The sequence below is a fragment of the Pseudomonas sp. MWU318 genome, from assembly GCF_016756945.1.
Lineage (GTDB): Bacteria > Pseudomonadota > Gammaproteobacteria > Pseudomonadales > Pseudomonadaceae > Aquipseudomonas > Aquipseudomonas putida_A.
In genome coordinates, this window is record NZ_JAESJL010000004.1 from 262,857 (window position 1) to 287,980 (window position 25,124).

Genomic DNA, 25,124 nt, shown 5'->3' on the forward strand with positions numbered 1-25,124 from the left:
GGCTCAATTCATCCACCAACTGCCAGGTTCTGGGCAAATGGGTATCAGGCTTTTGCAGTAATTGCGCAGAACCTATCCCCCCGTTCTTTGAACTGAAGCGGCCTGCTCGCCCCCCCTGCCTGACAAATAGCGAACAATTCGCACTTAATCAAAGATCCGTCCTACAGCCAGCATTTGTCCGCTTCGTTAACGTCGCACAGCCCTTTCGAAGGGTTGTCGATGGATGAACGAAAGGACGCTCAGTGGCTCGCAACAAGGACATTCCCCGGGTTCCCAACCCGCCGGCGGGCGACGGTCATCACGTCACCTGGCGCTACATGACGGCCACTGAACTGGCCGAGCGCGACGCCCGACAAAACGCTTACGACGCCATGCTGGCGCGGCAGGAGGCTTTCGAGCGCAGTCGAGAGGTTGCGGCGAAAAAGCCTGATCCCGTACGCGCCGGGTGCGTGTTCGCCAAGTCCTGCAAGTTGCCGGACGCGATCATCGATTACTCGAATTCTTCGGGGATGGTGCCGACCGACAGCCTCAAGGATTACGGCGAGCTGATCCTGCTGGGTGCACGCGAAAGCGATGACAACGGCGGCGTTGCCCTGAAGAAAATCGGCGCCACAGCGATCCCTGCCGGGCTGGGCAGTTTCGCCCTGGCCGGCGCCGCGTTCGAAGCGCTACCCGCTGTCGCCGCCGGAACCGCTGCTGCCACTCTGGCTGGACTGGTGGCGCTGCTCATGCCTTCCAGCCTCGGCGACAGCGCGCTGTACAGCGATGAGCAACTGCGCAGCCTCAAACAGGCCCGCACCCGCGTGCGCCTGCGCGTCGAACAACAGGCCGACGGCAGCCTCAGGGGGTACGGCTTCTACACCGGCAGGAATCGCGATTGGGAAATGGTCGATGTCGTGCAGTTCACCGCGCGCGGTAACCGTTTCGTCGCCGACCTGGGTGAAGGCATCGAACTGATCTGGACGCCGGCGGTGGATGGCTCGGACGTTCTCGGTATTCCGGCGCTGGAGGCTGCACCGCAGGCACCGCACATCTGGGTGTATCCACCGACGAAAGCGGCGGACGGAATTCTGGTGAATCCGGTTTATCCGCCGGAATATAGGGATTTCATTCTGGTGTTTCCGGCGGATTCGGGGGTTCGGCCGGTTTACATTGTTCTAAGCACAGGCGACCACAACTACCATAAAGCCCCTGAAGGTCTGACAGCATTTCCTGAAGCTGTGAAAGACAAACCAAAAAGCAGCGTACAAGGTGGCGGCGCTCGTCGTAAGCGCTGGAAAGATCTCAAAGGACGCATTTTTGAGTGGGATAGCCAACACGGAACGGTAGAAATGTACGACAAACAGGGGAAACACCTTGGAGAGTTCAATCCTCAAACTGGCGAACAGACAAAACCTGCCAAACCCGGGCGAACCACTCCCAAGTAATCAAGAGGCGCTTATGTACTTGTGCATCACAGGGTTCTTACCCGACAGTTTCGACGATAGCTCACTCAAGTATGAACTGGTCGTTGATCCTGCTTTTAACGACCGGATCGTGAAGCTCCTAGGCCACAAAAGCCTCAACGCCATGGCAGAAGGAGAATGGCTGTTGACTGCAGAGCAGGCGCAACAGATTGCGATGCTGACTGATGAGTTCATTCCAACCAACCTGGAATTGTTTATTGGTATTGAGATGTAAGCATCGCACCGAGAAACAAACAAAAAACCCCGACCAGTCACCTGATCGGGGTTTTTCTTTACCGCTCGTTGCCGCTTAGTGCGAAACGCGGCTGGTGCCACCGACGGTGGAGATGCGTACGCGCTCACCAACTCGGAACACTTCGTTTTCCTGAACCTGTTGCACGTAGGCGCGCATGCTGCCGTCGTCTTCGCGCACGGTGATTTCCACGCCCTGGGTGCGGGTCAGGCCTTCTTCAGTCGCGGAACCGATCAGACCACCGGCCACAGCACCGATGACCGCCGCGACGATGCTGCCTTTGCCGCCACCGATGGCGCTGCCGCCTACACCGCCGACCACTGCGCCTGCAGCGCCGCCGATCGGGGTCTTAGTGCCTTCGATTTTCACCGGACGCAGGGATTCGATGGTGCCCATGCGAATCGTCTGCACACGACGCGCTTCGTCACGGGAGTAGGAGTCACCGGTCAGGCTCGACTGGCAGCCGGTCAGCAACATCGCCATCGTGGAAAAGGAAGCAACCAGCAGAACAGACTTACGCATAGCATCAACTCCAAAAGAACATGTGTTCATTAAACCCCGCTGCTTGACGCCTGTCACGACGCAGCCCGGATAAACTTGATTTTATTCAGGCCCGGTACAGGCACCTGCAAACTCACCCAACAGTAGCGCCAAATCGCTCAATCCGCCCTGCCGACCCAAGGACTTTCATGGATTACCTGATCATTTTCGTCACCACCGTCGCCGGTCTGTACTTCCATTGGTGGCTGTACGTGCGGATCAAACGCTGGATGGATCGTGATCTGGCCCTGTCGCTGGCGGGCAAGGATGAAGACAAACGCGCCTTCATGCTGGAACGACTGGCCGATGCCCGCTTGCAGAAGATCAAGCGTCGGGACCTGCCGAAGTGGCTTGAGGCCGCTGCGGCAGGCTATCCCGCTCGGTAGACTGCTCAGGGCGCCAGACGTTCAAGAATCCAGTTGGCGCCCTGCTGACGGTAGTTCAGGCGATCGTGCAGACGACTTGGACGGCCCTGCCAGAACTCGATGCGCTCAGGCAGCAGGCGGTAACCGCCCCAATGTTCCGGGCAGTCGGGCTGAGTATCGCTGAAGCGCTGCTCGGTGGCCTTGAGCAGATCTTCCAGCTCGCCGCGCCCGTTGATCACCCGGCTCTGCGGTGAGGCCCAGGCGCCGAGGCGGCTGCCCAGCGGTCGCACCTGATAATACGCGTCGGACTCTTGCGGCGTGACCTTGACCACCCGCCCTTCGATGCGCACCTGGCGTTCCAGGGTTGGCCAGAAAAACGTCATGGCCGCGAAAGGATTCGCCGCCAGATGCTGGCCCTTGGCGCTGTCGTAGTTGGTGAAAAAGGTAAAGCCCTGCGCGTCCAGGCCCTTGAGCAGCAGAATGCGGCAATGCGGCCGCCCGTCCGAGTCCACCGTGGCCAGGGTCATGGCGTTGGCCTCCACCGGCGCCTGTTCGGTTTTCACCGCGTCGGCAAACCATTGGTGGAACAGCGCAAACGGCTCGCCCGGGGCTTGCGCCTCGGTCAGTCCGTCCCGGGTGTAATCACGACGCATATCTGCCAGAGCCTGGGTCATGGCGCATTCCTTTTCGTTAGCGGATCACTGCTTGGCAGTATCGGTGGCGGCGACTTTCTTGTCAGTCGCTGCGGCTTTGGCCGGAGCGGTTTTCTTGGCCGGCGTTTTTGCCGGTGCCTTGGTCGCCGCTTTTTTCGCGGGCGCCTTGGCGGCGGCTTTCTTCGCTGGAGCCTTTTTGCTCGCTGGTACGGCGGCCTTCGAAGCAGCTGGCGCCGGGGTTACCGGTTTGGCTGCAGGCTTGACGTCCTGTGCCGCAATCATCGTGGTCGGTGCCGGCGCTGGCATGTTGTACTTGCTCAGCAGCGCAACCATGGTGTTTTGCGGGGTCACCAGCAGTTCGACGCGACGGTTCAGGGCACGGCCTTCGGCGCTGTCGTTGGCGGCACGCGGGGCATCGCCACCCATCCCACGCAGCATCAGGCGATCACGCTGCAAGCCGCTCAGGCGGAAGATCGCCGCTACGGATTGGGCGCGCTCCTGGCTGAGTTTGACGTTGGCCGGAGCGGCACCGGTGTTGTCGCTGTGACCGAGTACCAGGACAGCGGTTTTCGGGTCAGCTTCAAGGATTTTCGCGACATTGGTAAACGGGCTGAGGGTCACCGGCAGCAGCATCGCTGGACGCTTCGGGTTGAACGAGCCTTCAACCGGCGCGATCACCACCAGCACGTTGTCACGGCGTTCGAGTTGCAGATTGCTGTCCTTGATCGCCGCACGCAGGCGTGGCTCGTAGTCATCCAGCCAGGCCTGGGTAACTTTCGGATCAGGCATCGGCACCACTTTGGCAGTCGATTGATCCTTGCCGCCGAACGGCCACCACCACTTTGTGCCGGTGTCGGCATCGGCCTTGGCCACTGCTGCCGGTTTGGCTTCGGGTTTTACCTCGGGTTTCACATCGGCCTTGGCCGCCGCATCATCGGAACCGCCGAACGGCCAGTACCAGTGGCTGCTGCTTTCAGTCTTGGCCACAGGTGCGGTCGCGGCAGGTTTGAGCGGCGCCGGGGCTGCGACAGGAGCCGGGGCTGGGGCCGGCTCTTTGGCCGCCACTTTGTCGGAAGATCCGAACGGCCACCAGCTACCGCCGTCCGCATCGTTTTTAGGAGTCTGTGCACAACCGGTGATCGCAACACACAGGGCCAGGGCGAGAGTTTTTTTGGATGACATTGAAAATCCACAAAGTGAAGTAATGAAAAATCAGAGCTCTTTTGCCCGGATAAACTGACGCTTTGAATCGAAAAACCGGATCTGGTTCCAACCCTGGAACCTCATGTAAAGCTTTACAGACAAGTGGCAAGTACCCGCGCCAGTTGCTGCGCGCGCGGATCCATCAAGACGTACGGCCCAAGGGTATTTGTCACAAAACCGAACGCGACATCGTGCTCGGGATCAGCAAAACCCACCGAACCGCCCGCCCCCGGGTGACCAAAGGCACGTGGGCCGAGGCCGTAGGTGGCGTTCGCCATGTCCGGTTGGTCGAGCATGCAGCCCAGACCGAAACGGGTACGGGTCAGCAAAGTCTTGTCCTCGCCGTAGCTGTGTTCGCGGGTCAGCTCTTCGAGCATTTCGCTTTCAAGCAGGCTGCCGTCGAGCAAACCGGCGTAGAAACCGGCCAGGCTGCGCGCGTTGCCATGACCATTGGCGGCCGGCTGCTGCATGCGGCGCCATTCCGGTTTGTTGGTGCTGGTGAGCACCGACGGCGGATTGGTGAAGGCACGAGTGGTCATGGCGGTCGGTTCGCGCATGGTCACTTGCAACAGGCGCTGAGCTGCGGCATCGCCGACATTGCCCTTGCCCCGTGCGATATGCGCCACGCGGTGAAACTCTTCGTCAGCCAGACCGACGTGGAAATCCAGCCCCAGCGGCCTGGAGACACGGGCGACTATCGACTCGCCCGGCCCGCGACCGTCAGCGCGACGCAGCAACTCCCCGACCAGCCAGCCATAGGTGATGGCTGCATAGCCGTGGCCGGTGCCCGGCGTCCACCACGGCGCTTCGGCCGCAAGGGCGTCGACCATGGTCTGCCATTCGTAGAGGGCGGCAGGCGCCAGCAACTCGCGCAGGGCCGGCAGACCGGCCCGATGGCAGAGCAGTTGGCGCAGGGTGACGGATTCTTTACCGGCGGCAGCGAATTCCGGCCAGTAGCGAGCAACCGGTGCATCCAGTTGCAGTTTGCCTTCGGCGACCAATTGCAGCGCGGTGACTGCGGTGAAGGTTTTGGTGCAGGAGAACAGGTTGGCGATGGTATCGCTGTGCCAGGCTTCGGTGCCGTCCTTGTCGGCCGTACCGGACCAGAGGTCGAGGACGGTTTCGCCGCCGACCTTGATGCACAAGGCTGCGCCGCGTTCCTGGGGATCGTCGAACAGTGCCGCGAATGCCTCGCGCACCGCTTCGAATTGAAGCTCGTAATGTCCCTGAATCTGCACCCGCAACTCCCCCGCGAAAACGCTCTACAAAGTGGCCCGCATTGTTCCAGCCCTTGAGGGATTTGGGAACAGCTGCGGGCCGGGTGGTCATTTCAAGGCAAAATCAAAAGATCGCAGCCTGCGGCAGCTCCTACAAAATTACGCATTCCCTGTAGGAGCTGCCGAAGGCTGCGATCTTTAAGGCATCAAACCTCAGTGACCATTCCCCGAATGCCCACCCGCATGCCCGGCCCCCGGGCCTTTGCCGGCCTCGCCTTTTCTGCCGCCTTCAGCTTCATGACCGGCAGCGGCGACGGCCTTCTCAGCCTCTTTGCCCAACTGATCAACTGCCTGCAGGTTGCTCTTGCGTACCGCCTCGACAAAGCCCTGATACGGCAGATCGGTAATCCCCACCAGACCAAAGTGCCCGTTCTCGCCATCGAGCAGACGCCCGGTCACCGGTTGATCCAGATACTGGAACCAGTGCACGCCGACAATCGACGGTTCACTCAGCGCCTGTTTGAGGAAATTGGCATACGCCGGGCCACGGTCTTCTTCCTTGGCCAGTTGCGTCACGCCACCCCAGAACGGGCCACGATCACTGGAGCCGAAGTTGAATTCGGTGATCAGTACCGGTTTGTCGAGCGCGCGCAGAGCGGCGAAGTCATAGCCGTCCTGCGGTTTCAACGTGTACATATTGAAACTCAACACGTCGCAATACTGCGCGCAGGACGCCACCGCTTCCGGAGTGCTGGTGGCGAAACGGCCACCGAGCAGCAACTGATTCGGCGCGTGCCACTTCAGCGAATCGGAGATGGTCTTGAAGTAGGTGTCGGCGAACACTTTCTGGAAGTATTTGAAGTCGTTTTCGATTTCCGGGTGCTCCGGATTCGGCATCGGCGGCACGAAACCCGGGTCTTCCATCAATTCCCACGCCGGCAGATCAATGCCCCACGCTTTCGACAGGCCCGCCTGATTGCGGTACTTGTCGCGCAGTTGCTTGAGGAATGCGCGCTTGGCCGGCACGTCGGTGGTCATTTTCAATGTGCCGTAGGCCAGGGCGTAGCGCGACTGCGGGTCGTCGCCGGGGCCGGCCCAGGCCAGTTCGTTGTCGGCGTAGTAGCCGATCAGCCACGGATCATCACGATGATCGCGAGCGGCGATGGCCACGGCGCGTTCGGTGGCCATGGCGAAACGCGGGTCGAACGGGTCAGGCATGCCGCCCCACCAGTCGCTGCCGGTGCTGATGCTGGTGTAGTCGCCGACGATCGACAGCGGCAAGGTGTACGGCACCCGCTCGGCGTCGGCAAGCGAGTCGGCACTCCAGTTGCCGACGGTGTTGAAACCCCAGGCCTGCAGGCGGTCGAGGGTATGCGTGGCCCACTTCTGCTGATCGACCGTGGCCTTGCACGGCGCGGCTGCCGGTTCGGCTTGCGCCGGTGCTGCGCAAGGTTCGCCGTACAGGCGTTGCAGGTTGGCACCATAGAAATCGTACCAGCGCCCGTTGCCATAGCCACGGCCCTGATCGGCACCGTTGCCGCCACGGTTGTCGCCCTCGCCGAAATGGCTGGCGAGCGGCTCGTCGGCCTTGGGCAGGGATTCGAACATCCACTCACGCCCGGCGACGTAGGTCTGGTTGACCTGCGGGCTAACGGTGTTGACCCCCAGCGAATAGAACGGATGCCCTTCCGGCGTCACCAGATACCAGCGCCCGTCACGTTTTTCAGTGCGGAAAAAGCCGCTGGCCTTGAACGCCGGGCCTTTGTTCCAGCCACCGAATTTGTCCAGCGAAGACTTTTCGCGCTCAGCCAGCCAGGTTTTCAGCTGTTGCTGTTCCTTGGCGGCGGCGGATTTCAGTTGTTCGTCGTTGCTGATTTTTTCCGGCCATTTGCTGCGGGTCGATTGACCGTAGGCATCCACCAGATTGCCGTAGACGGCCTGGGTCACAGCATCGCCGTCCTGCACGCCGAAACGTTCGAGCAGCAGGCTCTGCGCGGCTTTCGGCTGATCCATCCACAGGCTCACTGACACCACTTGGCTACGATCCAGTTCACCGCTGCTGCTGGCCAGCAGAATCCGCTGGCCATCGACGGTCATCGGCATCGGCGGCCCGGCCTTCATGCCCTGGCTCAGCGGCGAAGTCGCCACCAATGGCACCAGCAGGGTTTGCGCGGGTCCCGCCGGCAAGTCGACGCGGCTGGTCAGGGTCTGGCCGTTGTTGCTCTGGATTTGCACATAGACCGTCACGGCCCAGTTCATTGCACTCTGCAGACGCAGGCTCATCATGCCCGACTGCGACCAGTCCCAGGCGCCGGTCTGCGGAGTCAGGCGCAGGGTCGGACGGGCTACCGGGTTGAATGTCACCCGGCGCAGCACTTCACCTTCCGGAGTTTGCTCGGCGTTGGCTTGTGGCAGGTCAGTGTTTTCGGTGACGACTTTCACCACGTCGGCAGGACGGACGAAGTTGAACAGGGTCTGCTGACCGGCAGGCGCCGCCAGCAACGGGGCGGCGAAGATCAAGGCAAACACGGCAGGCAACGAGCGGCGAATCATAAGAACGGAGTTCTCCCTAACGACCAAAAGGCCAATGGAAAAGCAATGGCGGAGAGATAGACAACGCGGCGGGCAAAACTGCCCACCGTTGTCTCAGGATATTTCACGACGGAATGGCGGCAACGCATTGAGGATCGCCTTGCCGTAGCGCTGGGTGACCAGGCGCCGATCGAGCAAAGTGATGGTGCCGCGGTCTTCTTCGGTACGCAGCAGACGCCCGCAGGCCTGGACCAGCTTGAGCGAAGCGTCGGGCACCGAGATCTCCATGAACGGATTGCCGCCACGGGCCTCAATCCACTCCGACAGCGCCGCCTCGACCGGATCGTCCGGCACCGAGAACGGGATCTTGGCGATCACCACGTGCTCGCAGTACGCACCCGGCAAGTCCACCCCTTCGGCGAAACTGGCGAGGCCGAAGAGCACGCTGGAATCGCCGCCATCGACCCGCGCCTTGTGCTTGTTCAGGGTTTCCTGTTTCGACAGGTTGCCTTGAATGAACACCTGCTTGCGCCAGTCACGGTCGAGACCGTCGAACACGTCCTGCATCTGTTTGCGCGAAGAGAACAGCACCAGCGTGCCGCGCGAACCTTCGACCAGATCCGGCAACTCGCGGATGATCGCCGCGGTGTGAGCGGCGGCGTCGCGTGGGTCGGCCTTCAGGTCCGGGACCCGCAGCACACCGGCATCGGCGTGATGGAACGGGCTCGGCACCACGGCGGTGACGGCTTTTTTCGGCAGGCCGGCGCGCATGCGGAACCGGTCGAAGGTGCCCAGCGCGGTCAGCGTTGCCGACGTAACCAGACAGCCGTACGCCACGTTCCACAGGCTGCGACGCAGGGTTTCGGCGGCGAGAATCGGGCTGGCGTTGACCTCGATGTCGAACAGCGAACCGCTCTCCGCCAGCGTCAGCCAGCGGGCCATCGGCGGGCTGTCTTCCGGGTCTTCGGCGGTGAACGCGGTCCACAACTCCCAGTTGCCCGACGCCCGCGACAACAGGCTGCCGAACAGCGGATACCACTCCTCGGCCTGATTGCTGGCGATGCCGATGTTGACCTCGCCGTCCATGCCTTCCTTGAGCAGGTCGGTCAGGCGGGTGAACAGATCATTGAGCCGCGAGTAGCCCTTTTTCAGCTCGATGCCCATTTCGCGCATGTGCTCGGGAATCACCCCGCCGACGAAACGATGGCGTGGCCGCTCGCGACCCTCGACGTCTTCGCCGGGCTTGAAATCGGCAATCTGCTCGCACGCGGTGAACATGAATTGCTGCTGGGTCTTGATCTCCCGCGCCAGCTCGGGCACTTGTTCGATCAGCTTGCCGAGATCGCCCGGCAGCGGATGTTGGGCCAACAGTTTGGTGAGGTTCTTCGCGGTGGTTTCCAGCCAGTCGGCGGTGGAACGCAGGCGCGTGTAGTGGGCGAAGTGGCCGATGGCCTTGTCCGGCAAATGGTGACCTTCGTCGAATACGTAAATGGTGTCGCGCGGATCCGGCAGTACCGCGCCGCCGCCGAGGGCGAGGTCAGCCAGCACCATGTCGTGGTTGGTAACGATCACATCGACCTTGCCCATGCCTTCGCGCGCCTTGTAGAAGGCGCACTGGCCGAAGTTCGGGCAATGACGGTTGGTGCACTGGCTGTGATCGGTGGTCAGGCGCGCCCAGTCGGCGTCTTCCAGCGCGTTGGGCCAGCTGTCGCGGTCGCCGTCCCATTTATTGCCGGCGAGCTTCTCGATCATGCTGGTGAACAGCTTCTGACTGGCCTCGTCGACCTCGATCTTGAAGCCTTCCTCTTCGAACAGCTGCGCGGTGGCGGTTTGCGCGTGGCCTTCCTGCAGCAGCATGTCGAGCTTGGACAGGCACATGTAGCGGCCACGGCCCTTGGCCAGCGCGAAGCTGAAGTTCAGGCCGCTGTTGCGCATCAGGTCGGGCAAGTCCTTGTAGACGATCTGCTCTTGCAGGGCCACGGTGGCGGTGGCGATCACCAGGCGTTTGCCGGCCAGCTTCGCCGTCGGAATCGCGGCCAGGCTGTAGGCCACGGTCTTGCCGGTACCGGTGCCGGCTTCCACCGCGACAATCGCGGGGTCGCCACTGCGCCGGCCTTCGTCGTCGGTGTCGATATCCCCGAGGACTTTGGCGACTTCGGCGATCATCAGGCGCTGGCCATAACGCGGTTTGAGGCTCTTGGCTTCAAGAAAACGCGAATAGGCGCCCTGGATCGTGGTTTTGAGTTCAGTGCTGATCATTGAATGTCGGGCGTAAAAACGCTGGATAAATTTTCAGTAGTTCGGATCGGCCGCTATCATACCCCGCTAATCAGTCCCGCGCAGAACGGAGTACCCCAATGACACCTTTTAGCCTCGTTTATCCGCTGCATGTCCTTTCCGCCCTGGTCTGGGTCGGCGGCATGTTTTTCGCCTGGATGGTCCTGCGCCCCGCGGCGGTGAAGGCGCTCGACGGCCCTGCCCGCCTGACCTTGTGGGTAGAAGTGTTTCAAGGTTTTTTCCGCTGGGTCTGGGTCGCGGTGATCCTGTTGCCGATCAGCGGCGTGGGCATGTTGCATTTACAGCAGGTCGGTTTCGAGACCGCGCCGAAGTACGTGCAGGTGATGATCGGGCTGTACGTGGTGATGACGGCGCTGTTTATCCGGATTCAGGGTTTGATGCTGCCGGAATTGCGTAAAGCGGTGGAAGCCAAGGACTGGCCGGCGGGCGCGGCAGTGCTGGGGCGGATTCGCCGGGTGGTGGGGATCAACTTGATCGTCGGGTTGGTGCTGGTGGCGATTGCGGCGGCGCGGCCGATGTTCTGACCCACCCCATTTTTTGCGCTGTGAACACTGTTGTGGTGAGGGGATTTATCCCCGATGGCGCGCGAAGCGGCCCCAAATCAGCTGACGCGTTCAATCTGAAGAAACGCGGTATCTGGAGTGGGCTGCTTCGCAGCCCATCGGGGATAAATCCCCTCACCACAATTAAGAAATACGGTGTTTTAGAGGCGTTGCACGGTCACCGCCCCCGGCGCACCCACCGGCCCAGGCTGACCATCCGCCCCGGCCTTGCCGTTCTTGCCACCATCGGCGCGATACACCAGGCAGCCCTTGGACTGGCCGCCCTTGCCCGCCTTGCCGCCAACACCCGCTGGACCACCGGCGCCGCCAGCAACGTTGACCTTGATCAGCTCGGCCGGAAACTCGCGCGGCACTTCAAGACGCACCAACGCACCCGGTGCACCCGGCTGACCGTCGCTACCATTGCTGCCGTCAAAACCATGACCGGCCGCGCCCCAGGTGCAGCCCGGTTCTTCGCCGTTGCCGCCATCCAGGCCGACGAAACCCGGTGCACCGGTCCCGCCACGGGCATCGACAAACAGTTTTGGCGCGTTCAGCGCCTTGAACTGCAAATTCAGATTGCGCCCGGCACGGGCAGCTTTTTCATAGGTGCCCGGCGCGCCACGTGCGGTGATCAGGCTGCCTTCGGACAGTTCGGCACGAATGACTTTCATGTCCAGCGCCTGTTCGCTCGGAACAATCGCGATGCGTGCTTCATGGCCCAGACGCAATTCACCGACAGTCAGCTCGGTCACATTGGCAGGAATCAGCAAGGTGCCGTAGTCCGCCACTTCCAGGCGTTCCAGCTGCAGGGTGCTGGCGGTGTTGGGCAAACGCATCAGGGAGTTGGTTTCGACGCTGACCACCTGGGCGCTGGCCAGAGGACTGATGAATGCAGCGAGCAGGCAAAGTTTACGCATGGGAAGAAGCCTCCGGAGCGGCCGGGGCCGGGATGGTTTGCAGGTGAAAAACGCCGAACAGCAGGATGCGCAGACGGTCGCGCCACGGGTTGGGACGCCCTTTGAGGCGCGAGAAAAGCAACTCCAGCACATGCAGCACCAGCAGCGAGGCACCGGCCAGATTGACCAGCGCATGCAGCGGATGCACAAACGGCAGCAGCAGATTGACCACCACCACGCACCAGAACAGCAGGGTCAGCAAACGCCCCAGCCCCCAGAAAACCTTCATACGCTCCCCCGTGTCGGAATTATTCTTTGGGCGCACAGTAACGGCTTACGCGGGGGATAAGCCAGAGGGGCAAAAGAAAAAACATTTGTCAGTCGTCGGATCGCTGCCGGTTCGACGACGATCGTCGACCGGCAGCTCTAGCCTGCGGACTACAGACAAGTCCTAGCGATTGATATGCAACTCCACCCGACGGTTTTTCGCCCGTCCCTCGTCCGTTGCGTTATCGGCCACCGGCTCGCTCTCGCCGCGCCCTTCACTGGTCAGTTTGTCCGGCGCCAGGCCCTGACTCAGCAGGTACGCCGCCACGCTGCTGGCGCGTCGTTCCGACAGTGCCTGGTTATAGGCGTCCGAACCTTTACTGTCGGTATGACCGATGACCTTGATGCTGACCACGTCGGCGTTGCGCAACTTGTCCATCAGCGTGTCGAGCTGGGCCTTGGCGGCCGGGGTAAGGTCCGACTTGTCGAAATCGAACAGTACATTACCGGCATCGCTGAGGGTGATGACTTCCGTTTGCGGCGCAGGCTCGGGGGCTTTTGCAGTGACCGGGTATTGCGGCAGCGGACAGCCACGATGATCGACCGGGGTATTGGCCGGGGTGTCAGGGCAACGGTCGCGACGGTCGAACACGCCATCGCCGTCTTCATCGCCATCCTGGGCATAACAGATCAGCCCGCCAGTCAGAATCCCCAGCGCCGCACCGCCACCGGCCCAGCCGCCACTTTCAATGGCACCAAGACCGCCACCGACCAGCCCGCCGATCAGGCTGCAGATCGGCCACGTACGTTGATTGAGGGGTGCATCGCCATCGCTATGAGTGGCGCAACCGGTGAGCAGGCTGCCCAGCAGCAGCACCGGCAAGACGGACCTTGAGAAAACAGTCATTGTGAAAGCTCCTGTGTCACCGGCCCATACCGGTTACACAGGAGTAAAGACCCGCATCCGCGACTGCACAAGCCGCGGATGCGAGAGGGGCTAGCGGACGATTTTGATTTCGGTACGACGGTTCTGTGCGCGACCGTCAGCGGTTTTGTTATCCGCCACTGGCTGGCTTTCACCCATGCCCGAGACCGAAACGAAGCTGGCACGCGGCACACCTTGCTGGATCAGGTATTCCACCACCGAGTGCGCACGGCGATCCGACAGTTTCTTGTTGTAGGCATCGCTGCCGACGCTGTCGGTGTGGCCGGTCACGGTCAGTTGCGCCGTGGACGACTCTTGTTTCAGGCGCGTGGCAACTTTATCCAGCACCTGTTTGTCGGAGCCGGTCAGGGTGGCTTTGTCGAACTGGAAGTGCACATCGCGAATGACGATGGTTTCTTCCTTGACCACAACCGCCTCCTCTACCACTGGCGCAGGGGCAGGTGGTGGGCAGCCGTCAGCATCGACCTGCACGCCTTTAGGGGTGTGCGGGCACTTGTCGCGACTGTCCGGCACACCATCGCCGTCTTCGTCGCCATCGCCGTGCACCCAGCAATAGGCTGCTGCCGTACCGCCGACCAACAGGGCGCCGTAGCCGGCCCACGCCGAACTCTCCGTCGCACCGAGGCCCGCACCGACCACACCACCGACCGCCGCACAGGTCGGCCAATCGGTTTTCTGCAAACCTGCGCAACCAGTCAACACACTGGTTAGCAGAATCAAAGGTAATGCTGTCCGAACTATGCTCATCTGGTTTTCTCCTGAGGGATCGGCTTAGAACCGATTCACGGAGTAAAGACCGGAGTTTTAATCTCCGCCAGCAATAGGCCACTGGCATTTGGGAGCGTGTTCACAGGGATTTGGCACTTTTGCCAGGCGCGACAAATCGGGGTCTAGGCCGGATCCGTCTGGCGCGCTAGTCTTGGCGATCTGATTGAGGAGCTTTGATGAACGTCGCCATTTCTCCGCGCACGCCGCAACAGGCGCTGGCCGCATTACTGGATCGCTATGCCCCGGCGCGTCTGCTGCTGATCGGCGCCAGCGAATTTCCGGCGCTCGCCGCTTTCAAGCAGGCACATCCGGACACCTGCGTGGCCCACGCCGCACCCGGTGCATTGCCCGCCGAACTCGCGGCGCGGCGCTTCGACCTGGCGCTGGTGGTCGATTGCCTTGAGCACCTGCCCAAGCGTGACGGCTTGAATCTGCTGGGCGGGATTCGCAACCTCAACGCCAGTCGCATTGCAGTGCTGGCGGATCTGCCGGCCAGCGGCTGGCAGGAAACCGATTTCTACTCGCTGGCGCTGCAGGCCAGTGAACGCTTCCAGCGTGACGATCAGGTACTGACCCTGTTCACCTACGATCTGCTTGACTACAAACAAGTCCCCGACTGGCTCAACTCGCGGTTCTGGGCCAATCCGGAAAACTTCGGCAAATACTGGTGGTAATGCAATGAGTACAGCCATTTGCCCGTGCGGCAGCGGCAACCTGCTGGAGGCCTGCTGCGGCCACTATCACGAAGGCCACCCGGCGCCGTGCGCCGAAGCGCTGATGCGTTCACGCTACAGCGCCTACGTACTGGGACTGATCGATTATCTGGTGGCCACCACCCTGCCCGCCCAGCAGGCCGGTCTGGATCGCCAGTCGATCAGCGCCTGGAGCGCGCAGAGCACCTGGCTCGGCCTTGAGGTCGAAAGCTCGGAAGTGCTCGGCGGCCAGCCCGAGCACGCCTTCGTCACCTTCACCGCACGCTGGCACGACAGCCAGGGCGAACACAGCCACCGCGAGCGTTCATCGTTCGTGCAGAACAGCGGCCGCTGGTACTTCATCGACCCGACCGTGCAGTTGAAGCTGGGGCGCAACGATGCGTGCCCGTGTGCGAGCGGACAGAAGTTCAAGAAGTGCTGTGCGGGGTATTTCGGCGCATAGGATCAAAAGATCTCAGCCTGCGGCAGCTCCTACAGGGGACGCAACTCATGTAGGAGCTGCCGCAGGCTGCGATCTTTTTAGCGTCTAGACTGCCAGCAAAGGGAGTTAACTCATGCTCGGACTATGGCGCACACTCAACATTCTTCCCCTGCTGCTGATCCTGAACCTCGGCGGTTGCGCCTCATGGTTCGGCGACGACAGCATCGACCCCGCCGTGCACCTGGTGAAAGTCGAGGTGGTGCGGGCCAAATTGCTCGAACAGAAATTCATCCTGCACTTTCGCATCGACAACCCCAACGACAGCGACCTGACCGTGCGCGGCATGGAATATCGCATTCATCTGGCGGATATGCTGCTGGCCGAAGGCGAGCATGAACACTGGATTACCGTGGCGCCGAAAAGCAGCGGGTTCTACCGGATACCGATCCGCACCAACCTGTGGCCTCGGGTAAAAGACGTGGTGAAAATGCTGAAAAATCCCAACCAGCAGATCCCCTATCGATTGCAGGGCGAAATGGAAACCGGTTTATTCATCGCCCACTACGTGCACCTGGAGCGCAATGGCGTGATAATCCCCGCCGATTTAATTCCGGAGCACAACCGATGACTCAGCAACCTCATGTCCATGGCCCTGACTGCAACCACGATCATGACCATCATCACGATCACGACCATGGTCATGTCCACGGCCCGAACTGCGGCCACGCCCACCAGGAACCGGTGCGCAACGCCCTGAAAGACGTCGGCCGCAACGACCCTTGCCCATGCGGCAACGGCAAGAAATTCAAGAAGTGCCACGGCGCTTGATGCTTCAGGTGAAGATATTCTTCGCCTGAAAGAACGCCATCGCGAGCAGGCTCACTCCTACCTTCGAGCGCATTACTCCATCTGGAATGCAATCACTGTGGGAGCTGGCTTGCCAGCGATGCGGTCGGCACGTCCAGCATTGATGCAGCCTGACGCTCCGCTATCGCTGGCGAGCCAGCTCCCACAGGTTTCTCAGGCGACTGCCAGAATCTGCGCAGCACTGACCACCGTCGCATACTCGCCGTGCAAGTTCCCCAGCGACATCCCGTGCACCTCTTCGGCTGAACGCGGTGTGCCAAAATAATCGGCCTTGTCGAAGGTGAAACACGCGTCCTCCGCCACCCACGCCTCAAACCCCAGATTGCCCGCCGTGCGCGCTGTGGATTCCACCGAGTTGTTGGTCGCTACACCAACAATGATCAATTGCCCGATCCCCGCCTCATGCAGCTGCGCTTCCAGCCCCGTGGCACAAAACGCATCCGGCACCTGTTTCTGGATCAGCCATTCGCCGTCCTGCGGCAAAAACCGTTGCTGAAATTCCACCCCTGACTGCCCGGGCCAGAACACCGAACCGGGTTCGCGCGACAAGTGCTGCACATGAATCACCGGCCGCCCGCTGCTGCGCCACGCCCTCAGTAAATCGAGCATGCGTTCTTCGGCCTGTGGATTATTCCGCCTGCCAAGGCGCGGCTGCAGAATGCCTTGTTGCTGGTCGATGATGATCAGTGCCGCGTTGGCCTTGAGCTCCATGGCGTTTTTTTCTCATGCGGGGTCAGTGAATTTCCCGCACTTCAGCATCACCGCCACTTATTAAGCAAGCTATCGAACACGGCAGATTGAAGCGCTTTGTGGTGAGGGGATTTATCCCCGATGGGCAGCGAAGCGGCCCTAATTCCTGCAACCGAGACAGAGCTGACCCACCGAGATGGCAGGTTTGGGGCTGCTGCGCTGCCCATCGGGGATAAATCCCCTCACCACAGGTTCTGTCACACCTCACAAATAAGTTTGTCCCCCGCTTGCGCGGCCACCTCCTGCTCACTAACGTAGCGGCTTTATTGCGCCCCCAGCCTCTACACCCCCGCAGGAGCTTTGCCATGGCCTCGCCAGCCCTTACACATTTTCTTCCCCGGTTCGGCGTTGCCGCAGCACTGACCGGTGTCTTGAGCCTGTCCGGTTGCCAGACCTGGAACGCGCAGGACACCCTCCCGCCCACCTCCGGCGTGCAACCGCTCAAGGGCCTGGCGCAGAACGTTTCGGTACGACGCAATGCCATGGGCATGCCGTTGATCGAAAGCAACAGCTTCCACGACGCACTGTTCACCCTCGGTTACGTGCATGCCAGCGACCGCATCAACCAGATGGTCACCCTGCGCCTGTTGGCCCAGGGCCGTCTGGCGGAAATGTCCGGTGCATCGATGCTCGACGCCGACCGCTACATGCGCGCGGTCAACCTGAAGAAAAGCGCCGACGAGCTGTACAAGGCCTCGTCGCCACGCCTCAAGCGTTTCTTCGAAGTCTATGCGCGGGGCGTCAACGCCTACCTGTTCCGCTACGCCGACAAACTGCCGGGCGACCTCGCGTCCAGCGGCTACAAGCCGGAATACTGGAAACCGGAAGATTCGGCGCTGATGTTCGCGCTACTGAACTTCAGTCAATCGGCCAACCTGCCGGAAGAGATTTCCTCGCTGGTGCTGGCGCAAACCGTGAGCAGCGACAAACTCGCCTGGCTGACCCCGTCCGCACCGGACGAGAACTTGCCAATGGCCGAGGCCGACAAGCTGCAAGGCCTCAAGCTCAACGGGCAGATCCCCGGCCTGACGGAGCTGAGCAACGCCAGCCAACAATTGGCGGCGGTGAATCTGCTGGGCGCCAGCACCTCGAACAACTGGGCCATCGCCCCGCAACGCAGCCGCAGCGGCAAGAGCATTCTCGCCAGCGACAGCCATGGCCCGCTGGCGGCACCGTCGCTGTGGACCTTCGTGCAGATCCGCGCGCCGAAATATCAGGCTGCCGGCGTCACTGTCGCCGGTCTGCCGATGGTGCTCGGTGGCTTCAACGGCAAAGTCGCGTGGAGCGCCACCAGTGTGCTCGGCGACAACCAGGACCTGTTCCTGGAAAAAATCCGCCGTCAGGGCAACAGCCTGACCTATGAGGTCAATGGCAAATGGCAGCCGCTGGGCGTGCGCAACGAAACCTATTTCGTCAAAGGCCAGCGGCCGATTCGCGAAGCGGTGTACGAAACCCGCCACGGCGCGCTGCTCAACAGTGCTCAGGCCGTACAGGGCAACGGTTTTGGCCTGGCCCTGCAAACCCCGAGCTTCACCGACGACAAATCGCTGGACGCATTTTTCGACCTGACCCGTGCGCAGAACGTTGAACGCGCGTCAGACGCCAGCCGCGAGATCCGCGCCATCGCCCTGAACATGGTGTTCGCCGACGCCAGCAATATTGGCTGGCAAGTCACCGGACGTTTCCCCAACCGTCGCGAAGGCGAAGGCCTGCTGCCATCGCCGGGCTGGGAGGGTCGCTACGACTGGGACGGTTATGCCGACCCGATGTTGCACCCGTACGATCAGGATCCGACCCAGGGCTGGCTCGGCACCGCCAACCAGCGGGTCATTCCTCACGGCTACGGCATGCAGTTGTCTAACTCCTGGGCAGCGCCAGAACGTGGCGAGCGCCTGGCAGAGCTGGCCGGCAGCGGCAAGCAGGACGGTCGCAGCGTGATCGCCATGCAGTACGACCAGACCACCACCTTCGCTGCCAAGCTGAAGAAAATGTTTGAAGCGCCGGGCATGAAGCAGCCGCTGAAACAGGCGATCGAAGCCCTGCCGGAAGCCGATCGCAGCAAGGCGCGCGAGGCGTTCACCCGATTGATGGCGTTTGACGGCAAGCTCAGCCCGACCTCGGCGGATGCGGCGATCTATGAACTGTTTCTGCAAGAAAGCATGAAGCAGATCTTCCTCGATGAGCTCGGCCCCGAGTCGAGTCCGGCGTGGAAAGCCTTTGTTGCCAATGGCGACTTGTCCTACGCGGCGCAGGCCGATCACCTGCTGGGGCGCGAAGACAGCCCGTTCTGGGATGACTTGCGTACCCCGCAGAAAGAAGACAAAGCCGTGATTCTGGCGCGCAGTCTGGCCGCCGCGATCAACGCTGGCGACAGTCAGTTGGGTGGCGATCACAAGGCCTGGCAGTGGGGAAAACTGCACAGCTACACGTGGAAAAACGCCAACGGCCAGACCGTTCGCGGCCCGCTGGCAGCCGGTGGCGATCACACCACGCTCAATACCTCGGCGTTTACCTGGGGCAAGGACTTCAACACCACGCGGGCGCCGTCGATGCGTTTCATCGTCGATTTCAGCCAGGCTGAGCCGCTGATGGGCCAGAACGGCACCGGCCAGTCCGGCAACCCGGCCAGCCCGAACTACCTCAACGGCATCGATGCGTGGCTCAAGGGTCAGTACATCGGCTTGCCGATGCAGCCGCAGAACTTTGACCGGGTGTATGGCAAGACGCGTTTGACCCTCACACCGGGCAAGTAAGGCACAGATCAAAAGCCCCTCACCCTAACCCTCTCCCAAGGGAGAGGGGACCGACGGAGTTGTTCTTTCGCAATACACCGACCTGAACCGTCGCGCCGAATCCATAATCGACGCGGACTTTCAGGTCGATGTAGCTCGCCAGACACCTCGGTCGGCTCCCTCTCCCTCCGGGAGAGGGCTGGGGTGAGGGAGCTTTGAAAATCGATAGAACTTCCGGACTCGCGCCAACCTCATAGCTAACAAGCCCTCCATTCAGGTAACGACATGGACCTTGTTATCGCCCGCCCCGAAGGTTTGTACTGCCCTGCCGGGGATTTCTACATTGATCCGTGGCGCCCGGTCGAGCGCTCGGTGATCACCCATGCCCACGGCGATCACGCCCGTAACGGCAATCAGCACTACCTTGCCAGCAGCGCCAGCGAAGGGATCTTGCGTGCGCGTCTGGGTCAGGACATCAACCTGCAAACCCTCGCCTACGGCCAGCGGCTGACCCATCACGGCGTGACCTTGAGTTTCCATCCCGCCGGGCATGTGCTCGGTTCGGCCCAGGTACGTCTGGAATACGGCGGCGAAGTCTGGGTCGCGTCGGGGGACTACAAGATCGAACCCGATGGCACCTGCGCGCCGTTCGAACCGGTGCGCTGCCATACCTTCATCACCGAATCGACCTTCGGCCTGCCGATCTACCGCTGGCAGCCACAGGCGCAAGTGTTCAGCGAGATCAACCAGTGGTGGCAGGCGAACATCGCCGCCGGCAAGGCCAGCGTGTTGTTCTGCTACTCGTTCGGCAAGGCTCAGCGGATTCTGCACGGCATCGACGCCAGCCTCGGCCCGATCCTCAGTCACGGTGCGGTCGAGCCGCTGAACCGGGTCTACCGCGAGGCCGGCGTGTACCTGCCGCCGACGATCTACGCCGGCGACATCAAAAAATCCGACCCGATCATGCGTCAGGCGCTGGTGATCGCCCCGCCCTCGGCAGGCGGCAGCACCTGGATGCGCCGGTTCGGTGACTACAGCGACGCCTTCGCCAGCGGCTGGATGCGCCTGCGTGGCACCCGTCGGCGGCGCGGTGTGGATCGCGGTTTCGTGCTCTCGGATCACGCTGACTGGCCGGGCCTGCTCTGGGCCATCGAACAGACCGGCGCCGAACGGGTGATGGTCACCCACGGTTCGATCGGTGTGCTGGTGCGCCATCTGCGCGAACAAGGCCTGGACGCGCAGGGTTTCAACACCGAATACGGCGACGATGAAGAGGAGAACATTGGCGCCGAGCCGGTTATCGCCGAGGTGCAAGCATGAAAGCTTTCGCCGAGCTGTACGCCGAACTCGACGCCACCACGTCGAGCAACGCCAAACTGGCAGCGATGCAAACCTACTTCGCTCAAGCAGCACCGCAGGACGCGGCATGGGCGGTGTACTTTCTGTCCGGCGGACGCCCGCGGCAACTGGTGCCGGTGCGCATCCTGCGCGAACTGGCGGTGGAAGTCTCGGGACTGCAACCGTGGTTGTTCGAGGAAAGCTATCAATCCGTTGGCGATCTGGCGGAAACCATTTCCCTGGTGCTGCCGGAAAATTCGCACAGCTCCGAGGCCGGTCTTGCCGAATGGATTGAAGACAAGCTGCTGCCGCTGCGCGGTGAAACCCCGGAGTACCTCGCCCGCCACCTGCCCGCGCTGTGGGCGCAACTGGATCGGCCGAGCCTGATGCTGTGCATCAAGCTGATCACCGGCAGCTTCCGCGTCGGCGTATCGAAACTGCTGGTCACCCGCGCATTGGCGTCGATGGCCGGCCTCGACAGCAAACGCGTGGCGCAGCGCCTGGTGGGTTACACCGACCTGTCGAACCGGCCGAACGCGACCAGCTACCTGAAACTGATCGCGCCGGAATCCGCCGACGAACATGCGCAACGTGGCGGCCAGCCCTACCCGTTTTTCCTCGCGCATGCCTTGTCGCAACCGGTGGAGGAGTTTGAAGCGCTGCTGGGGCCGGCGAGCAACTGGCAGGTGGAATGGAAGTGGGATGGCATCCGCGCGCAGGTGGTCAAGCGCGAGGGTCGGCTGTGGGTCTGGTCGAGGGGTGAAGAACTGGTCACCGAGCGCTTTCCCGAGTTCGACACACTGCTCCACGCGTTACCCGACGGCACGGTGATCGACGGAGAGATCGTGGTCTGGAAAAGCACTCATCCGAGCACCGAATACGCTTTCGATCCGCAATCGAGCGCACCGCCGGCGGTGCAACCGTTTGCCCTGCTGCAGCAACGCATCGGGCGCAAAACCCTCGACAAGAAAATCCTCGAAGAAGTGCCGGTGGTGGTGCTCGCCTACGACTTGCTGGAGTGGCAGGGCGAAGACTGGCGCAACCGCCCACAGGCCGAACGGCGGGCGCAACTGGAGCAAGTGATCGCTCACGGTAACAACCCGGTGTTACTGGCCTCGCCGATTCTGACCGGCAGCGACTGGTTCGATCTCGCCCGACAGCGTGAAGCCTCACGGCGCCTCGGTGTCGAGGGCATGATGCTCAAGGCCCGCGACGCCCTGTATGGCGTAGGCCGGACCAAGGACATGGGCGTGTGGTGGAAGTGGAAGGTCGATCCGTTCAGCGTCGATGCGGTTTTGATCTATGCCCAACGCGGACATGGCCGGCGCGCCAGTCTATACAGCGATTACACCTTCGCCGTGTGGGATGGCCCGCCCGAGTCCAGTCAGCGAGCGCTGGTGCCGTTTGCCAAGGCCTATTCGGGGCTGACCGACGAGGAAATGCGCCAGGTCGACAGCATCGTGCGCAAGACCACCGTGGAAAAGTTCGGCCCGGTCAGCAGCGTCAAGCCGAGTCTGGTGTTCGAACTGGGTTTCGAAGGCATCGCCCTGTCGCGACGGCACAAGAGCGGGATTGCCGTGCGTTTTCCAAGGATGCTGCGCTGGCGGCAGGACAAGACGGTGGATGAGGCCGATAGCCTGGCAACGTTGCAGGATTTGCTGGCCTGACCCGGTTTCCGGGGACAAACCTCCAATCATCCTGAATGAATTCCCTGTGGTGAGGGATCTTGTGGTGAGGGGATTTATCCCCGATGGGCTGCGAAGCGGCCCCCAGTGTTATTTCAGCAAACCGCGTGTACCGGATTTGCGGCTGCTGCGCAGCCGATCGGGGATAAATCCCCTCACCACAAGATCCCTCACCTCTGGTCCTCTCAACCACAGAAAAATGCATGCATCGACCCAACTTGGTGCAGCTCATTCCCCGCGCCCATTCCCGTGCACCAATCCCTCTCAGCGCTCCCCTCTCCAACCTTTTAAAACACTTGTTCGGGACTCTGGTTCGGAAATTGCTACTTTCTATAGGTCGTACGCGTTCCAGTAACAATAATTCTGCGCCACAAGCGCTCATATTGGTTCTTAGGGATTGAATAATGAAAAAAGCATTGCTGACCCTTTCTGCACTGGCGTTGTGCATGGCTGCCGGCTCCGCGCTGGCCAAGGAATACAAAGAGCTGCGTTTTGGCGTTGATCCTTCCTACGCACCGTTCGAGTCGAAAGCGGCCGACGGCAGCCTGGTGGGCTTCGACATCGACCTGGGCAACGCGATCTGCGCCGAGCTGAAGGTCAAGTGCAAATGGGTTGAAAGTGACTTCGACGGCATGATTCCGGGCCTCAACGCCAACAAATTCGACGGTGTGATCTCGTCGATGACCGTGACCCCGGCCCGTGAAAAGGCGATCGACTTCTCCAGCGAGCTGTTCTCCGGCCCGACTTCCTACGTGTTCAAGAAGGGCTCCGGCCTTAGCGATGACGTCGCTTCCCTCAAGGGCAAGTCCGTCGGTTACGAGCAAGGCACCATCCAGGAAGCCTACGCCAAGGCCGTATTGGAGAAGGCCGGGGTAAAAATCCAGGCTTACGCCAACCAGGATCAGGTCTACGCCGACCTGAAAAACGGCCGTCTCGACGCCTCGATCCAGGACATGCTGCAAGCCGAACTGGGCTTTTTGAAGTCGCCGGATGGCGCCAACTACGAAGTCAGCAAGCCGGTCGACAGCGAATTGCTGCCAGCCAAAACCGCTGTCGGTATTAAGAAAGGTAACAAAGAGCTGAAGGCGCTTTTAGATAAAGGTATCAAAGCGTTACACGATGACGGCAAATACGCCGAGATTCAAAAGAAACACTTTGGCGATCTGAATCTGTACAGCGGTAAATAATGCCCTGGCGCCCATCGTTCGATGGGCGCCTTTTCCATCCGCTCAGGTTGCTGATTTATGTTCGAAAACCTCTTACAAAATCTGGGGCTCTCCGCCTTCAGCCTCAAGGGCTTCGGTCCGTTGCTGTTGGAAGGCACCTGGATGACCATCAAATTGTCCGCGTTGTCGCTGCTGGTGGCCGTGTTGCTCGGTCTCTTGGGCGCCAGTGCCAAACTGTCGAAATCCAAACTGTTGCGCCTGCCTGCCCAGCTCTACACCACGCTGATTCGCGGGGTGCCGGATCTGGTGCTGATGCTGTTGATTTTCTACAGCCTGCAAACCTGGCTGACCGCCCTGACCGACGTCATGGAGTGGGACTACATCGAAATCGACTCCTTTACCGCCGGGGTGATCACCCTGGGCTTCATCTATGGCGCGTATTTCACCGAAACCTTCCGTGGGGCAATCCTCGCCGTACCACGCGGTCAGGTCGAAGCGGCCACCGCCTACGGCCTCAAGCGTGGCCAGCGTTTTCGCTTCGTGGTGTTCCCGCAAATGATGCGCTTCGCCTTGCCGGGCATCGGCAACAACTGGATGGTGATGCTCAAGGCCACCGCGCTGGTGTCGATCATCGGCTTGGCCGATCTGGTCAAAGCCGCGCAGGACGCCGGTAAAAGCACCTATCAACTGTTCTACTTCCTGGTACTCGCCGCCTTGATCTATCTGCTGATCACCAGTGCATCCAACGTCATCCTGCGCTGGCTCGAGCGTCGCTACGCCGCCGGTGCCCGGGAGGCCGTACGATGATCGAACTCCTGCAGGAATACTGGAAACCCTTCCTTTATACCGACGGCACCAACATCACCGGTCTGGCGATGACCCTGTGGCTGCTCAGCGCCTCGATTTTCATCGGTTTTCTGGTGTCGATCCCGTTGTCGATCGCCCGAGTGTCCTCGCACTTCTATGTGCGCTGGCCGGTGCAGTTCTACACCTACCTGTTCCGTGGCACGCCGCTCTACATCCAGTTGCTGATCTGCTACACCGGGATCTACAGCCTGGCCGCCGTGCGCGCGCAGCCGTTGCTCGACAGTTTCTTTCGCGATGCGATGAACTGCACGATCCTCGCGTTCGCCCTGAACACCTGCGCCTACACCACGGAGATTTTCGCCGGGGCGATCCGCAGCATGAACCATGGCGAAGTCGAAGCGGCCAAGGCCTACGGACTGACCGGCTGGAAGCTGTACGCCTACGTGATCATGCCGTCGGCGCTGCGTCGCTCGTTGCCGTATTACAGCAACGAAGTGATCCTGATGCTGCACTCGACCACCGTGGCCTTCACCGCGACCATCCCCGACATCCTGAAAGTTGCGCGGGACGCCAACTCGGCGACCTACCTGACCTTCCAGTCGTTCGGCATCGCCGCGCTGATCTACCTGACCATCACCTTCGCGCTGGTCGGCCTGTTCCGCCTCGCCGAACGCCGATGGCTGGCATTCCTCGGGCCGACCCACTAGGAAAACCTGT

The 25,124-nt window shown here is 61.3% G+C and carries 25 protein-coding genes; 14 read left to right on the plus strand and 11 right to left on the minus strand.

Going from position 1 to position 25,124, the window contains the following annotated elements:
• Positions 1-242 precede the first annotated feature (242 nt).
• Positions 243-1,427, plus strand: a complete 1,185-nt coding sequence (locus JN524_RS12210; protein WP_202369498.1) for a colicin E3/pyocin S6 family cytotoxin — start codon at positions 243-245, stop codon at positions 1,425-1,427.
• 13 nt (positions 1,428-1,440) lie between these two features.
• On the plus strand, positions 1,441-1,680 hold the full coding sequence (locus tag JN524_RS12215; protein ID WP_202369499.1) for a pyocin S6 family toxin immunity protein: 240 nt from the start codon (positions 1,441-1,443) through the stop codon (positions 1,678-1,680).
• Between the two features lie 75 nt (positions 1,681-1,755).
• On the opposite strand, the gene JN524_RS12220 is transcribed toward JN524_RS12215, so the two are convergent.
• On the minus strand, positions 1,756-2,220 hold the full coding sequence (locus JN524_RS12220) for a glycine zipper 2TM domain-containing protein (RefSeq protein WP_007969461.1): 465 nt from the start codon (positions 2,218-2,220) through the stop codon (positions 1,756-1,758).
• A 167-nt stretch (positions 2,221-2,387) separates the two neighbouring features.
• Between JN524_RS12220 and JN524_RS12225 the strand changes: the two genes are divergently transcribed.
• Positions 2,388-2,624, plus strand: a complete 237-nt coding sequence (locus JN524_RS12225) for a hypothetical protein (protein ID WP_202369500.1) — start codon at positions 2,388-2,390, stop codon at positions 2,622-2,624.
• A gap of 5 nt (positions 2,625-2,629) precedes the next feature.
• Here the strand turns inward: JN524_RS12225 and pdxH are convergent, their stop codons facing one another.
• From pdxH to dinG, 5 genes are all read right to left on the minus strand, one after another.
• Entirely contained in the window at positions 2,630-3,277 is a 648-nt protein-coding gene (gene pdxH / locus JN524_RS12230; RefSeq protein WP_202369501.1) for a pyridoxamine 5'-phosphate oxidase, read from the minus strand.
• Between the two features lie 24 nt (positions 3,278-3,301).
• Positions 3,302-4,438, minus strand: coding sequence for an OmpA family protein (locus JN524_RS12235; protein WP_202369502.1), 1,137 nt, complete (start codon positions 4,436-4,438; stop codon positions 3,302-3,304).
• 113 nt (positions 4,439-4,551) lie between these two features.
• Positions 4,552-5,697, minus strand: a complete 1,146-nt coding sequence (locus JN524_RS12240; protein WP_202369503.1) for a serine hydrolase — start codon at positions 5,695-5,697, stop codon at positions 4,552-4,554.
• Between the two features lie 192 nt (positions 5,698-5,889).
• A complete protein-coding gene (locus JN524_RS12245) occupies positions 5,890-8,229 on the minus strand; it encodes a beta-galactosidase (protein ID WP_202369504.1) in 2,340 nt (779 codons plus the stop codon).
• 93 nt (positions 8,230-8,322) lie between these two features.
• On the minus strand, positions 8,323-10,467 hold the full coding sequence (gene dinG / locus JN524_RS12250; protein ID WP_007968875.1) for an ATP-dependent DNA helicase DinG: 2,145 nt from the start codon (positions 10,465-10,467) through the stop codon (positions 8,323-8,325).
• A gap of 98 nt (positions 10,468-10,565) precedes the next feature.
• Here dinG and JN524_RS12255 point away from each other — a divergent pair, with 98 nt between their 5' ends.
• Positions 10,566-11,030, plus strand: a complete 465-nt coding sequence (locus tag JN524_RS12255) for a DUF2269 family protein (RefSeq protein WP_095138445.1) — start codon at positions 10,566-10,568, stop codon at positions 11,028-11,030.
• A 179-nt stretch (positions 11,031-11,209) separates the two neighbouring features.
• Here JN524_RS12255 and JN524_RS12260 read toward each other — a convergent pair whose 3' ends face one another.
• The 4 genes from JN524_RS12260 to JN524_RS12275 all read right to left on the minus strand — a co-directional run bounded on the left by JN524_RS12260 (position 11,210) and on the right by JN524_RS12275 (position 13,907).
• On the minus strand, positions 11,210-11,968 hold the full coding sequence (locus tag JN524_RS12260) for a collagen-like protein (RefSeq protein WP_202369505.1): 759 nt from the start codon (positions 11,966-11,968) through the stop codon (positions 11,210-11,212).
• Positions 11,961-12,236, minus strand: coding sequence for a DUF1145 domain-containing protein (locus JN524_RS12265; protein WP_202369506.1), 276 nt, complete (start codon positions 12,234-12,236; stop codon positions 11,961-11,963). The genes JN524_RS12260 and JN524_RS12265 overlap by 8 nt, the downstream gene beginning before the upstream one ends.
• Before the next feature lie 162 nt (positions 12,237-12,398).
• A complete protein-coding gene (locus tag JN524_RS12270; RefSeq protein WP_108590261.1) occupies positions 12,399-13,121 on the minus strand; it encodes an OmpA family protein in 723 nt (240 codons plus the stop codon).
• Positions 13,122-13,211: 90 nt separating this feature from the next.
• Positions 13,212-13,907, minus strand: a complete 696-nt coding sequence (locus JN524_RS12275; RefSeq protein ID WP_041070618.1) for an OmpA family protein — start codon at positions 13,905-13,907, stop codon at positions 13,212-13,214.
• Between the two features lie 197 nt (positions 13,908-14,104).
• Here JN524_RS12275 and JN524_RS12280 point away from each other — a divergent pair, with 197 nt between their 5' ends.
• The 4 genes from JN524_RS12280 to JN524_RS12295 all read left to right on the plus strand — a co-directional run bounded on the left by JN524_RS12280 (position 14,105) and on the right by JN524_RS12295 (position 15,890).
• The gene (locus JN524_RS12280) at positions 14,105-14,602 is read left to right on the plus strand and encodes a DUF6231 family protein (protein WP_183781495.1); all 498 of its coding nucleotides are present in this window, start codon (positions 14,105-14,107) and stop codon (positions 14,600-14,602) included.
• 4 nt (positions 14,603-14,606) lie between these two features.
• Entirely contained in the window at positions 14,607-15,083 is a 477-nt protein-coding gene (locus JN524_RS12285; protein WP_202369507.1) for a YchJ family protein, read from the plus strand.
• Positions 15,084-15,195: 112 nt separating this feature from the next.
• A complete protein-coding gene (locus JN524_RS12290; protein WP_202369508.1) occupies positions 15,196-15,690 on the plus strand; it encodes an LEA type 2 family protein in 495 nt (164 codons plus the stop codon).
• Positions 15,687-15,890 carry an SEC-C metal-binding domain-containing protein gene (locus JN524_RS12295; RefSeq protein WP_003198420.1) on the plus strand — a complete coding sequence of 68 codons (204 nt, stop codon included), beginning with the start codon at positions 15,687-15,689 and terminating at the stop codon, positions 15,888-15,890. Before JN524_RS12290 ends, JN524_RS12295 begins: the two co-directional genes overlap by 4 nt.
• 192 nt (positions 15,891-16,082) lie before the next feature.
• On the opposite strand, the gene JN524_RS12300 is transcribed toward JN524_RS12295, so the two are convergent.
• On the minus strand, positions 16,083-16,640 hold the full coding sequence (locus JN524_RS12300; RefSeq protein WP_202369509.1) for a cysteine hydrolase family protein: 558 nt from the start codon (positions 16,638-16,640) through the stop codon (positions 16,083-16,085).
• Between the two features lie 344 nt (positions 16,641-16,984).
• Between JN524_RS12300 and JN524_RS12305 the strand changes: the two genes are divergently transcribed.
• The 6 genes from JN524_RS12305 (at position 16,985) to JN524_RS12330 (ending at position 25,114) form a co-directional block, all read left to right on the plus strand.
• Positions 16,985-19,432 (plus strand): penicillin acylase family protein, encoded by a 2,448-nt coding sequence (locus JN524_RS12305; protein ID WP_202369510.1) that lies wholly within the window; start codon positions 16,985-16,987, stop codon positions 19,430-19,432.
• Positions 19,433-19,696: 264 nt separating this feature from the next.
• A complete protein-coding gene (locus tag JN524_RS12310; RefSeq protein WP_097086545.1) occupies positions 19,697-20,731 on the plus strand; it encodes a ligase-associated DNA damage response exonuclease in 1,035 nt (344 codons plus the stop codon).
• Positions 20,728-22,416: an ATP-dependent DNA ligase gene (locus tag JN524_RS12315; RefSeq protein WP_202369511.1), complete on the plus strand. Its 1,689-nt coding sequence runs from the start codon at positions 20,728-20,730 to the stop codon at positions 22,414-22,416. The genes JN524_RS12310 and JN524_RS12315 overlap by 4 nt, the downstream gene beginning before the upstream one ends.
• A gap of 422 nt (positions 22,417-22,838) precedes the next feature.
• Positions 22,839-23,621, plus strand: a complete 783-nt coding sequence (locus JN524_RS12320; protein WP_003222321.1) for a transporter substrate-binding domain-containing protein — start codon at positions 22,839-22,841, stop codon at positions 23,619-23,621.
• 57 nt (positions 23,622-23,678) lie between these two features.
• Entirely contained in the window at positions 23,679-24,407 is a 729-nt protein-coding gene (locus JN524_RS12325) for an ABC transporter permease (RefSeq protein ID WP_003222319.1), read from the plus strand.
• A complete protein-coding gene (locus tag JN524_RS12330; RefSeq protein WP_097086541.1) occupies positions 24,404-25,114 on the plus strand; it encodes an ABC transporter permease in 711 nt (236 codons plus the stop codon). The genes JN524_RS12325 and JN524_RS12330 overlap by 4 nt, the downstream gene beginning before the upstream one ends.
• The last annotated feature ends 10 nt before the right edge of the window (positions 25,115-25,124 follow it).